10 protein-coding genes are annotated in these 12,702 nt (G+C 65.4%); 1 reads left to right on the top strand and 9 read right to left on the bottom strand.

What is annotated here, in order from left to right:
- Positions 1–330 precede the first annotated feature (330 nt).
- The 4 genes from glmM to QZM67_RS26395 all read right to left on the bottom strand — a co-directional run bounded on the left by glmM (position 331) and on the right by QZM67_RS26395 (position 5,419).
- A complete protein-coding gene (glmM, locus tag QZM67_RS26380; RefSeq protein WP_301807843.1) occupies positions 331–1,686 on the bottom strand; it encodes a phosphoglucosamine mutase in 1,356 nt (451 codons plus the stop codon).
- Positions 1,687–1,713: 27 nt separating this feature from the next.
- Positions 1,714–2,655 carry a dihydropteroate synthase gene (gene folP, locus QZM67_RS26385; protein ID WP_301807846.1) on the bottom strand — a complete coding sequence of 314 codons (942 nt, stop codon included), beginning with the start codon at positions 2,653–2,655 and terminating at the stop codon, positions 1,714–1,716.
- 36 nt (positions 2,656–2,691) lie between these two features.
- Positions 2,692–4,590 carry an ATP-dependent zinc metalloprotease FtsH gene (gene ftsH, locus QZM67_RS26390; RefSeq protein ID WP_069247647.1) on the bottom strand — a complete coding sequence of 633 codons (1,899 nt, stop codon included), beginning with the start codon at positions 4,588–4,590 and terminating at the stop codon, positions 2,692–2,694.
- A gap of 166 nt (positions 4,591–4,756) precedes the next feature.
- A complete protein-coding gene (locus QZM67_RS26395) occupies positions 4,757–5,419 on the bottom strand; it encodes an RlmE family RNA methyltransferase (protein ID WP_043182280.1) in 663 nt (220 codons plus the stop codon).
- 193 nt (positions 5,420–5,612) lie between these two features.
- Here QZM67_RS26395 and QZM67_RS26400 point away from each other — a divergent pair, with 193 nt between their 5' ends.
- Complete coding sequence (locus QZM67_RS26400) at positions 5,613–6,140, top strand: YhbY family RNA-binding protein (protein ID WP_043182278.1); 528 nt, start codon at positions 5,613–5,615, stop codon at positions 6,138–6,140.
- Between the two features lie 78 nt (positions 6,141–6,218).
- On the opposite strand, the gene QZM67_RS26405 is transcribed toward QZM67_RS26400, so the two are convergent.
- The 5 genes from QZM67_RS26405 to carA all read right to left on the bottom strand — a co-directional run bounded on the left by QZM67_RS26405 (position 6,219) and on the right by carA (position 12,433).
- A complete protein-coding gene (locus QZM67_RS26405) occupies positions 6,219–6,677 on the bottom strand; it encodes a DUF4149 domain-containing protein (protein ID WP_021163361.1) in 459 nt (152 codons plus the stop codon).
- A gap of 14 nt (positions 6,678–6,691) precedes the next feature.
- A complete protein-coding gene (greA, locus tag QZM67_RS26410; RefSeq protein WP_043182276.1) occupies positions 6,692–7,168 on the bottom strand; it encodes a transcription elongation factor GreA in 477 nt (158 codons plus the stop codon).
- A 118-nt stretch (positions 7,169–7,286) separates the two neighbouring features.
- Positions 7,287–10,541 (bottom strand): carbamoyl-phosphate synthase large subunit, encoded by a 3,255-nt coding sequence (carB, locus tag QZM67_RS26415; protein ID WP_301807850.1) that lies wholly within the window; start codon positions 10,539–10,541, stop codon positions 7,287–7,289.
- 49 nt (positions 10,542–10,590) lie between these two features.
- Positions 10,591–11,250 (bottom strand): leucine efflux protein LeuE, encoded by a 660-nt coding sequence (leuE, locus tag QZM67_RS26420; RefSeq protein ID WP_089450244.1) that lies wholly within the window; start codon positions 11,248–11,250, stop codon positions 10,591–10,593.
- Between the two features lie 37 nt (positions 11,251–11,287).
- Positions 11,288–12,433: a glutamine-hydrolyzing carbamoyl-phosphate synthase small subunit gene (gene carA / locus QZM67_RS26425; protein WP_043182271.1), complete on the bottom strand. Its 1,146-nt coding sequence runs from the start codon at positions 12,431–12,433 to the stop codon at positions 11,288–11,290.
- Positions 12,434–12,702: the final 269 nt, after the last annotated feature.

Here is a 12,702-nt window from a genome sequence, read left to right on the forward strand (position 1 = left end):
GTGCGGCGCGCGCGGCGCCCGGACGGCGCCGGAGCGGCGCTGGCGGCAAGAATTGCCGGCCAGGAAGGGACGGGATGACGGCCCGTTTCGCATGGGGGCGAGCGGATGGTAGCGCAGCATCCGCGGGACGGAAAGCCTCCGCTCGCGGCTCGCCCGATACCAGGGGTCCGACGATTTTTCGACCGCGGCGTGCGGTGGTCGAGGCCCCCTTCTTATAGGTATCGCAAACCTTTGCGTCTGAAGAAATCGCGGCGCCCCGAAGGCGCCGCATACAGGTTCGCCGGTTTGCCCGGCGCGGGCGCTTGACCGCCCCCGCGCCGGGCCGCTGCGTCAGGTTGTCGCAGCACGCACCGCGTCGGCAATCGCCTCCGCATGGCGGACCGCATCGGCCGCCTGCTGCGCTTCGACCATCACGCGCAACACGGGCTCCGTGCCCGATGCACGGATCAGCACGCGGCCGCTGCCGGCCAGCGCAGCTTCGGCTGCATCGATCGCGGCGCGAATCGACGTGCTGCCCTTCCAGTCAGCGTCCGGCTTCATCCGCACGTTGATCAGCTTCTGCGGGAACAGCGTGACGCCGTCGAGCATCTGCGCGAGCGTCTCGCCGCTGCGCTTGAGCGCGGCCAGCACGAGCAGCGCCGACACGATGCCGTCGCCGGTCGAGTGCCGGTCGAGCGACAGGATGTGGCCCGAACCTTCCGCACCGAGCTGCCAGCCATGCTCGCGCAACTGCTCGAGCACGTAGCGATCTCCGACCGCCGCACGGACGAACTTCACGCCCTCGCGCTGCAGCGCGACTTCGACGGCGAGATTCGTCATCAGCGTGCCGACCGCGCCTTCGACCTTGCCGTCGGTTGCGATCCGGTCCTTCACCAGCACGTAGAGCAGTTCGTCGCCGTTGTACAGGCGGCCGGTCGCGTCGACGACCTGCAGGCGATCCGCATCGCCGTCGAGCGCAATGCCGAGATCGGCGTGGTTCGCGCGCACCGCGCGCACCAGCGCGTCCGGCGCGGTCGCACCGACACCGTCGTTGATGTTGAAACCGTTCGGCGCGACGCCGATCGGGATCACGTCCGCGCCGAGTTCGTGGAACACGTGCGGCGCGATCTGGTACGCGGCACCGTGCGCGCAGTCGATCACGAGCTTCAGCCCGCGCAGGTTGAACGCGGCCGGGAACGTGCTCTTGCAGAACTCGATGTAGCGGCCGGCCGCATCGTCAAGGCGGCGCGCCTTGCCAAGACCGTCGGACGACGCGCATTCGAGCGGCTTGTCGAGCCACGCTTCGATCGCGGCTTCGGTGTCGTCCGGCAGCTTGTTGCCGTCGGCGGAGAAAAACTTGATCCCGTTGTCGTGATACGGGTTGTGCGATGCGCTGATCACCACGCCCGCCGACAAGCGCAGCGCGCGCGTCAGGTACGCGACGCCCGGCGTCGGCATCGGGCCGGCCAGCATCACGTCGACGCCCGCCGCCGAGAACCCGGCCTCGAGCGCGGCTTCGAGCATGTAGCCCGACACGCGCGTGTCCTTGCCGATCAGCACGGTCGGGCGCGAGCCTGCCGCGACCTCGGCCGAGCTGGCCAGTACCTTGCCGGCCGCGTAGCCGAGACGCAACACGAAATCCGGTGTGATGGGTGCGTCGCCCACCGTGCCGCGAATGCCGTCCGTGCCGAAATATCGACGTCCCATGGGGTCCTTCCTCCTTCGTTTTCTGACTTATCGTTGCCGTGCGACTTCGCGCACGGTATTCCAGATTTTCAGCGCATCGACCGTCGCCGCGACGTCGTGCACGCGCACGATCGCCGCCCCGCGCTCGACCGCGCACAATGCAGCCGCCACGCTCGCCGCGACGCGCTCCATCGGCGGCTTGCCGCCGATCACCGCGCCGAGCATCGACTTGCGCGACATGCCCGCGAGGATCGGATACGCGCGCCCGTCGGGCCGCGCGGGCGCCGTGTCCGGCAACGCGGCCAGCAGCGCATAGTTGTCGTCGACGACCGCCTTGCCGAACCCGAACCCAGGATCGACGCAGATCCGCTCCGGCGCAATCCCCGCGTCGCGCAGCGCCTGCGCGCGCGCGGCGAGAAAATCGCGCACGTCGGCCACGACGTTGCCGTAATCGGGTTCACCGACCTGCATCGTCTGTGGCTCGCCCAGCATATGCATCGCACACAACCCGCAGTTGCCCTCGCGCACCGCGTCGATCGCCCCTGGCTGGCGGAACCCCCAGATGTCGTTGACCAGGTCGGCGCCGGCGGCAAGCGCCGCGCGCATCACCGCCGGCTTGTAGGTATCGATCGACAGCGGCACGTTCAGCGGCCGCAGCGCTTCGACGAGCGGGATCACGCGCGCGAGTTCCTCGTCGAGCGGCACGGGCGGCGCGCCGGGGCGCGTCGATTCGCCGCCGATATCGAGGAGGTCGACGCCTTCAGCAATCATCCGCTCGGCCTGGCGCAGCGCATCGTCGCGCGCGAGGAAGCGGCCGCCGTCGGAGAATGAATCAGGCGTGGCGTTGAGGATGCCCATCACGAGCGGGCGTTCGAACGTCAGTTCGAAGCGGCCGCACTGGAGTGGCGCAGGAGTGAACGGGGAAACAGCGGAATCGGACACGAGCAACTGGCGTGAATGAATGCAAAACGGGCCGGTGTGAAGCCACACCAGCCCGTGAACGGCGCTAAAGCGCTAAAGCGGAGATTATGCCGCCGGCGAAGCAGGTGCCGGCGCGTTGCCGGGCTTCACCTCGGCGCTGCTGCCACCGCCCGACGAATCGCCGCCGACAGCCGGCGAGCTCTTCGGGGAGCGCGGCGGACGGCCCTCCATGATGTCGTTGATCTGATCGGCATCGATCGTCTCCCACTCCATCAGCGCGGCGGTCATCGCTTCGACCTTGTCGCGGTTCTCTTCGAGCAGGCGGCGCGCAAGGCCGTACTGTTCGTCGAGCACGCGACGGATTTCCGAATCGACCTTCTGCTGCGTCGCTTCCGAGATCGTGCGCGTGAAGCCACGGCCGAACGGCGATGCATCGTTCTCGTCGTCGACGTAGACCATCGGCCCGAGGGCGTCGGTCATGCCGAAACGGGCCACCATCGCGCGTGCCGTCTGCGTTGCCTTGTTGAAGTCGTCCGATGCGCCAGTGCTGACGAGGTTCATGAACAGCTCTTCCGCCACCCGGCCACCGAACAGGATCGCGAGGCGGTCCATCAGGTAGTCCTTCGAGTACGTTTCGTTGTCATGCTCCGGCAGCTGCCACGTGACACCCAGCGCGCGACCGCGCGGGATGATCGTGACCTTGTGCACCGGGTCGGCCTTCGGCAGCAGCTTCGCGATCACCGCGTGGCCCGACTCGTGATAAGCGGTCGCACGCTTCGCTTCCTCGCGAATCACGGCCGACTTGCGCTCCGGACCCATGAAGATCTTGTCCTTCGCGTCTTCGAAATCCTGCATCTCGACGATACGCTTGCCACGGCGTGCGGCGAACAGTGCGGCCTCGTTCACGAGGTTCGCGAGATCGGCGCCCGAGAAGCCCGGCGTGCCGCGCGCGATGACTGCCGCATCGACGTCGTTCGCGATCGGTACCTTGCGCAGGTGCACGCGCATGATCTGTTCGCGGCCGCGGATATCCGGCAGACCGACGTAGACCTGGCGGTCGAAACGGCCCGGACGCAGCAGCGCCTTGTCGAGCACGTCGGAACGGTTGGTTGCCGCGATCACGATCACGCCCGAGTTCGCCTCGAAGCCGTCCATCTCGACGAGCATCTGGTTCAGCGTCTGTTCGCGTTCGTCGTTACCGCCGCCCATGCCGGCGCCGCGATGGCGACCGACCGCGTCGATTTCGTCGATGAACACGATGCACGGTGCATGCTTCTTCGCCTGCTCGAACATGTCGCGCACACGAGCCGCGCCGACACCGACGAACATTTCGACGAAGTCCGAACCGGAGATGCTGAAGAACGGCACCTTCGCTTCACCCGCGATCGCACGGGCCAGCAGCGTCTTGCCGGTACCCGGAGGGCCGACGAGCAGCACGCCGCGCGGAATGCGACCGCCCAGCTTCTGGAATTTCTGCGGATCGCGCAGGAAGTCGACGAGCTCGGACACTTCTTCCTTTGCTTCGTCGCAGCCCGCGACGTCGGAGAAGTTCACCGCGTTGTTGTTCTCGTCGATCAGCCGCGCTCGCGATTTGCCGAACGAGAATGCGCCGCCTTTGCCGCCTCCCTGCATCTGCCGCATCATGTAGAACCAGAACACGATGATCAGGATCGTCGGCCCGAGGTAGTACAGCGCGGACATCAGCGCGTTCGGCTCGTCATCGGCCTTGCCGCTGACCTGCACGCCGTACTTCATCAGATCGCCAACCATCCAGATGTCGCCGGGCGACACGATCTGGTATTTCTGGCCATCAGCCGGAGTGACGGTGAGGTTGCGCCCCTGAACGATGACGTTCTTGACCTTGCCGTTCTTGGCGTCGTCCATGAACTGCGAATAGGACACGCCTTCCTGGACGCGGGGCTTGTCGAACTGCTTGAACACCGTAAACAGCACCAGTGCGATCACCAGCCACACCGCTGCCTTCGAAAACATATTGTTGTTCAAAGCACCACTCCTTCACTCGTAGACGAGCGCCTACATTTTCCTTGCGGCGCCCCTCGGTCATTCTAATCCAGTCCGACCACCCTCGCCATAAGCATTGACAACCGCCGCGATAGCGCTTCGCTTGTCTGGCAAGGGCCGGAGCCCGTTTGCGGCACCCCGTTGCGCATCAGCGCGGACGTTTCAGATGCCGACCCAAAATGAACGTTTCGGACGATTTGTCGCGGGACGCCTTCGGCTTGCGCGGCGCGACGGTCTTAAACTGCTGTTTGAATTTCTCGACGATCTGGCTGTAGCCGCTGCCGTGAAAGCATTTCACGAGCAGCGCACCGTCCGGCTTCAGATGATTCTGCGCGAATTCGAGCGCCAGATCGCACAGATGCTCGATGCGCGCCGCGTCCGCCGAGGCCACGCCAGAGAGGTTGGGGGCCATGTCGGAAATAACAAGGTCTACGTCGCGCCCTTCGAGCACTTCCTCGAGCTGGTGAAGGACTTCGTCCTCGCGGAAGTCGCCCTGCAGGAAGTGGACGTCGGCGATCGGCTCCATCGGCAGGATGTCGAGCGCCACGATCGTGCCGTCGATGCCGCCTTCGCGTTCCGCGTCACGCTTCTTGCCCTGCGCGAGCTTGTTGCGGGCATACTGGCTCCAGCTGCCCGGCGTCGCGCCGAGGTCGACGATCACCTGGCCCGGACGGATCAGCTTGTCCTGCTCGTCGATTTCCTTCAGCTTGTACGCGGCGCGCGCGCGATAGCCCTCCCGCTGCGCCATTTTGACGTAGGGGTCGTTGATGTGGTCGTGCAGCCAGTGCTGGTTGAAGCGGTTTTTTGCCATTCGAGAGAGAGATTGCTGCCAATTGCTTCGTGAAGCCGCGCTTTTAGCGGATAATACGCGTCTTCTTCGCGCGGCTGCGGCCCCTTTTCGGGCCCACGCCGCGATTTTACGTGGTTTCGGCGCACGGCTGACGCGGTAACTTCCCGCGATCGCTATTCAGTCAGCGCGCCCTTATTTAGATTTCGACATTTCCATGCCCGCCCTTTCGCTTTCTCCCGCCGAGCGCTCCGCGCTGCGCTCCCAGGCCCATGCGCTCAAGCCCGTCGTGTTGATCGGCGCCGAAGGGCTGACCGACGCCGTGCTGAAGGAAATCAAGGTGCACCTCGACGCGCACCAGCTGATCAAGATCCGCGTGTTCGGCGACGAGCGCGACGAGCGTATCGCGATCTACGACGAGATCTGCGATCGCCTGAGCGCGGCGCCGATCCAGCACATCGGCAAGCTGCTGGTGATCTGGAAGCCCGAAGCCGCCGCAGCGGCCCCGGCCCGCGGCCGTCGTGCCGGCACGCTGCCGAGCGCGGCCGAAGCCGTCGACGACAAGAAGGGCCGTGCGCCGCGCACCGTCAAGGTCGTCAAGGTGTCGCCGAACGCAAGCCCCGTGCGTCGCCCGAAGCCGACGAAGGTCGTCGTGCGCGGCAACGAGCGCGTGACGGCAGGCGGTAACGTGAAGCGCGCCAAGAAGCGCCAGGCCAGCACGAAGCGTCCGTTCCAGGACAAGTAAGCATCGGCGCGGCACGGCTGCCCGTGCCACCGCCCTGCCCGCGGGCCCGGCATCGACCGGGCCTGCGCGGCACTCGCGTCAGGCGTCGCGCGCCGGCAGACGCCAGATCAGCATCAGCCCCAGCACGCTCTCGACGAGATAGAACACGCTCGAGACGCCGTGCAGCATCCCGAAGCGGCTCGCATACGGCGAGTTCGCGATATCGGTGCCCGCATCCATCGCGGCCACCCGCAGCGCGTTCATGAACGGCTGCAGCGCGAAATACCCGACCAGCACACACACGACCATCGCGGCGACGACCCAGCGCACGCGGCGATATTCGCTGCTGCCGCGCCGCACCTGCTGGTTCGACAAGGCGAGCAGCAGCACGCCGCACACGACACCGAGGATCGCCTCGATACGGAACAGCTGGGCGGCGACCGAACCGGCCGTCATCCGCTCCAGCGTCTTGAACAGCACGGGCGCGACCGCATACCCGATCGTCAGCAGGCTGCCGACCCACACGGCCGACAGCAGACGGAACACGCGATGCGGCATCACGTCGCCCCGCTTCAGATGTAGCTGACCGAGATGATTTCGTACTCGCGCACGCCGCTCGGTGCCTGCACGGCCGCGACGTCGCCTTCGGACTTGCCGATCAGCGCGCGAGCGATCGGCGAGCTGACCGAGATCAGGCCGTGATCGATATCGGCTTCGTCGTCACCGACGATCTGGTACTTGACGGTGTCGCCCGACTCGAGATCCTCGAGTTCAACCGTTGCGGCAAAGACCACTCGGCCGTCGGCGTCGAGCCCGGCGGGATCGATGACCTGCGCGGCCGACAGCTTCGATTCGAGTTCCGCGATACGACCCTCGATGAAGCCCTGCTTTTCCTTCGCGGCATCGTATTCGGCGTTTTCGGACAGGTCGCCCTGTGCGCGGGCCTCCGCGATCGCGTTGATCACGGCCGGCCGCTCGACCGACTTGAGGCGCTGCAATTCATCGCGCAGTTGCACTGCGCCACGCTTTGTCAACGGAATGGTGCTCATAAACGGCTCAATCGCTAAAAACGGCTATAAAAAAAATCACCGCGATTAAGCGCGTTTCCGATGCACTGGAAACACCGCCTAATCGCGGCACGTGTTGCTTCGACAGGTAACTGACTGCTTAGTTTAGGCGAGCGTGAAGACCTTGTAAATCATAGACTTCCAGATCCTTCAGGTAGCGCAAGCCTTCAACCGCCGCGCGCGCGCCCGACATCGTCGTGTAGTACGTGACCTTGTGCGCCTGCGCGCTCATGCGGATCGAACGCGAATCGGCGATCGCCTGGCGCGTTTCGTCGACCGTCGTGAACACGAGCGCGATCTCGCCGTTCTTGATCATGTCGACGATGTGCGGACGGCCGTCCTTCACCTTGTTCACGACCTTCACCGGCACGCCGGCCGCTTCGATCGCGGCAGCCGTGCCCTTGGTTGCAACGATCGGGTAGCCGAGGTCGTGCAGCATGCGCGCGACTTCGACGGCCTTCGGCTTGTCGGCGTCCATCACGGTCAGCAGCACCGTGCCCGATTCCGGCAAGCGCGAACCGGCCGCGAGCTGCGACTTGAACAGCGCTTCGCCGAACGTCTGGCCGACACCCATCACTTCGCCGGTCGAACGCATTTCAGGCCCGAGGACCGGATCGACGGTCGGGAACTTGACGAACGGGAACACCGCTTCCTTCACGCTGAAGTACGGCGGCTCGACTTCCTTCGTCACGCCCTGCTGCGCGAGCTTCTGGCCGACCATCGCGCGCGCCGCGATCTTCGCGAGCGGCAGGCTGGTTGCCTTCGACACGTACGGCACCGTGCGCGATGCGCGCGGGTTCACTTCCAGCACGTAGATGACGTCCTGCTTCGAACCGTCTGCCTGCGGCACCTGCTGGATCGCGAACTGCACGTTCATCAGGCCGACCACGTTCAGCGCCTTCGCCATCGCGCCCGTCTGGCGCTTCAGCTCGGCCACGGTTTCCTTCGACAGCGAGTACGGCGGCAGCGAGCATGCCGAGTCGCCCGAGTGGACGCCCGCCTGCTCGATGTGCTCCATCACGCCGCCGATGAACACGGCTTCGCCGTCGCAGATGCAGTCGACGTCGCACTCGATCGCGTCGTTCAGGAAGCGGTCGAGCAGCACCGGCGAATCGTTCGACACCTTCACGGCCTCGCGCATGTAGCGCTCGAGGTCGCGCGGCTCGTGGACGATTTCCATCGCGCGGCCACCCAGCACGTACGACGGGCGCACGACCAGCGGATAGCCGATCTCTTCCGCGAGCGCGAGCGCTTCGTCTTCGGCGCGTGCGGTGCGGTTCGGCGGTTGGCGCAGGCCGAGGTCCTGCAGCAGCTTCTGGAAGCGTTCGCGGTCTTCGGCCGCGTCGATCATGTCCGGCGACGTGCCGACGATCGGCACACCGTGCGCCTCGAGGTCGAGTGCGAGCTTCAGCGGCGTCTGGCCGCCGTACTGGACGATCACGCCGACCGGCTTTTCCTTGTCGACGATCTCGAGCACGTCTTCCAGCGTCAGCGGCTCGAAGTACAGGCGGTCGGACGTGTCATAGTCGGTCGACACCGTTTCCGGGTTGCAGTTGACCATGATCGTTTCGTAGCCGTCCTCGCGCATCGCGAGCGCCGCGTGCACGCAGCAGTAGTCGAACTCGATGCCCTGGCCGATCCGGTTCGGGCCGCCGCCCAGCACCATGATCTTCTTGTTGGTGGTCGGCTGCGCCTCGCACTCGTCCTCGTAGGTCGAGTACATGTACGCGGTTTTCGTCGCGAACTCGGCCGCACAGGTGTCGACGCGCTTGTAGACCGGGCGCACGTTCAGTTCGACGCGGCGCTTGCGGACGTCTTCCGGCGTCGCGCCCAGCAGCTTCGCGAGGCGGCGGTCGGAGAAGCCGCTCTGCTTCAGGTAGCGCAGCTCGTCGAACGTCAGCGATGCGAGCGTGCGGCCGCCGAGCGCCTTTTCCTTCAGGACGATCTGCTCGATCTGCTCGAGGAACCACGGATCGATCGCGGTTTCCGCGAAGATTTCCTCGGCCGTCATGCCGATACGGAACGCATCGCCGACATACCAGATACGGTCCGGGCCCGGCTCGTGGATCTCGATCGCGATCTCGTCGCGGTTGGTCGACTTCTCGTCGAGACCGTCGACACCGACTTCGAGGCCGCGCAGCGCCTTCTGGAACGATTCCTGGAACGTGCGGCCGATCGCCATCACTTCGCCGACCGACTTCATCTGCGTGGTCAGGCGCGAATCGGCTTCGCGGAATTTCTCGAATGCGAAGCGCGGGATCTTCGTGACGACGTAGTCGATCGTCGGCTCGAACGATGCCGGCGTCTGGCCGCCGGTGATTTCGTTCTTCAGCTCGTCGAGCGTGTAGCCGACGGCCAGCTTCGCCGCGACCTTCGCGATCGGGAAGCCGGTGGCCTTCGATGCAAGCGCCGACGAACGCGACACGCGCGGGTTCATTTCGATGACGACCATGCGGCCGTCCTTCGGGTTGATCGAGAACTGCACGTTCGAACCGCCCGTGTCGACGCCGATCTCGCGCAGCACCGCGAGCGATGCGTTACGCAGGATCTGGTATTCCTTGTCGGTGAGCGTCTGTGCCGGTGCGACCGTGATCGAGTCACCGGTGTGCACGCCCATCGGGTCGAGGTTCTCGATCGAGCAGACGATGATGCAGTTGTCGGCGCGGTCGCGCACGACTTCCATCTCGTATTCCTTCCAGCCGAGCAGCGACTCTTCGATCAGCAGCTCGCGCGTGGGCGACAGATCCAGGCCGCGCCTGCAGATCTCTTCGAACTCTTCGCGGTTGTATGCAATGCCGCCGCCCGAGCCGCCGAGCGTGAATGACGGACGGATCACGACCGGGTAGCCGCTGCCGCCGGTGAGCGCCATGATCTCGGCGTGCACCTGGGTCGCCTCTTCCATCGAGTGCGCGACGCCCGACTTCGCGGAACCGAGACCGATCTTGGTCATCGCGTCCTTGAACTTCTGGCGATCTTCCGCCTTGTCGATCGCTTCCGGCGACGCACCGATCAGTTCGACGCCGAACTTCTCGAGCACGCCGTGGTGGTGCAGGTCGAGCGCGCAGTTCAGCGCGGTCTGGCCGCCCATCGTCGGCAGGATCGCGTCCGGGCGCTCCTTCTCGATGATGCGCGCGACGACTTCCCACGTGATCGGCTCGATGTAGGTCACGTCGGCCGTGTTCGGGTCGGTCATGATCGTCGCCGGGTTGCTGTTGACGAGAACGACCTTGTAGCCCTCCTCACGCAACGCCTTGCAAGCCTGCGCGCCCGAATAGTCGAACTCGCACGCCTGGCCGATGATGATCGGGCCGGCGCCGATGATGAGGATGCTCTTGATGTCTGTGCGTTTTGGCATGGCTGGTGAATTCAATAAGTAATCGTTGTCGTGGGTCGGCCGGCTGCGCTCAGCTCATCGTGGCGAGCGCAAGCTTCACCGAGAAACCGATGAACAGGCCGCCCACGCTGCTCGCCGCGCCTGCTGCAAGCTTGCGGCGGCGGCGGAAGTGCTCGGCAAGCCGCGCACCCGCGAAGATCAGCGTGCTCAGGTACAGGAAGCTCGCGCATTGCGCGATCGCCCCGAGCACGACGAACGACAGCGCAGGATGCGGGAATGCCGGGTCGACGAACTGGATGAAGAACGAGATGAAGAACAGGATCGCCTTCGGATTCAGCAGGCTCACGATCAGCGCCTTGCGGAACGGCCGCTCGCCGTCCACCGCGGGCGGCGCATCGGCCGGCGCATTCGCCGGCGCGCGCAGCTTCCGCCACGCGCTGCGCAGCATGCCGGTGCCGATGTAGAGCAGATACGCGGCGCCACCGTACTTGACGACGGAGAACAGCAGCGGGTTCGCCTTCAGCAGCGACGCGACGCCGGCGGCGGACAGCACCATCAGCACCGTGTCGCCGACGAACACGCCGCAGGCCGCGCGATAGCCGGCCTTCACGCCGCGCTGCGCCGCGAGCGACAGCACGTACATCGAGTTCGGCCCCGGCAGCAGGATGATGAAGATCACGCCGAACACGTAGGTCCAGATATCCGTGATGCCGAGTGCGTGGCCGAACATGATGTGAATCTCCCGTCCTTCAGTTGCGTCGGTGACGTTAAGCGTTGCGCTGCTTCGCCGCGTCCATCAGCGCGGTGAAACGGTCGAACAGATAGCCGATGTCGTGCGGGCCGGGCGACGCTTCCGGGTGGCCCTGGAAGCAGAATGCCGGCTTGTCGGTTAGCTCGAAGCCCTGCAGCGTGCCGTCGAACAGCGACACGTGCGTGACGCGCGCGTTGGCCGGCAGCGAATCCGCATCGACCGCGAAGCCGTGGTTCTGCGACGTGATCACCACGCGACCGTCGCCGAGATCCTTCACCGGGTGGTTCGCGCCGTGGTGGCCCGTCTTCATCTTCAGCGTCTTCGCGCCGACCGCGAGGCCCATGATCTGGTGGCCGAGGCAGATGCCGAAGGTCGGCACGCCGCGCTCGATGAACTGCTTCGTGGCCGCGATCGCGTAGTCGCACGGCTCCGGATCGCCAGGGCCGTTCGACAGGAAGATGCCGTCCGGATTCAGCGCGAGCGCATCTTCCGCGCTCGCCTGCGCCGGCAGCACCGTCACGTGGCAGCCGCGTTCCGCGAGCATGCGCAGGATGTTGTATTTGACGCCGAAATCGTACGCGACGACGCGGTACTTCGGCGCTTCCTGCATCCCGTAGCCGCTGCCGAGCTTCCACTCGGTCTGCTTCCACTCGAACGGCTTGGTGGTCGACACGACCTTCGCGAGATCCATGCCTGCGAGACCCGGGAACGAACGCGCGAGCTCGATCGCCTTCGCTTCGTCGTCCGAGCCCGTCAGGATGCAGCCGTTCTGCGCGCCCTTGTCGCGCAGGATGCGGGTCAGCTTGCGGGTATCGATGCCGGCGATCGCGACGACGCCTTCGTCGCGCAGGTAGTCGCCGAGCGTGCGATCCATGCGGAAGTTCGAGGCGAGCGCGGGCAGATCGCGGATGATCAGGCCGGCGGCATGGACTTTCGTGGCTTCGACGTCTTCGGCGTTGACGCCGACGTTGCCGATATGCGGGTAGGTGAGCGTGACGATCTGGCGCGAGTAGCTCGGATCAGTCAGGATTTCCTGATAGCCGGTGATCGCGGTATTGAACACGACTTCGCCGATCGTGTGGCCTTCGGCCCCGATCGAATAACCACGAAAGACCGTGCCGTCGGCGAGTGCAAGCAAGGCGGGAGTAAAAGACGGCAACACGGGAGGCTCCTTGGGGAACACCCTGCTGCCGACCTGTTTACCCTGCCGCGCGAGCGCCGCGCTGCGTGGGCGCGCGCGGTCGCTTGCTGGACGCGGCCTGCTTTGTCGAGACGCGAACCCGGCGCATGGCGCACGAGGCTTCGCGGCATCGCCCGGCTGGCGGCGTGCGGCGGATGAACGGGATGAATGAGGTAGGCGCTAGGGTGCGAGGTTGATCAGCACAAACTTTCAAATTATAGCCTGAAAATGGCCCTATCTTCAATCGATTT

It is taken from the genome of Burkholderia sp. AU45251, from assembly GCF_030482905.1.
Classification (GTDB): Bacteria; Pseudomonadota; Gammaproteobacteria; order Burkholderiales; family Burkholderiaceae; genus Burkholderia; species Burkholderia aenigmatica.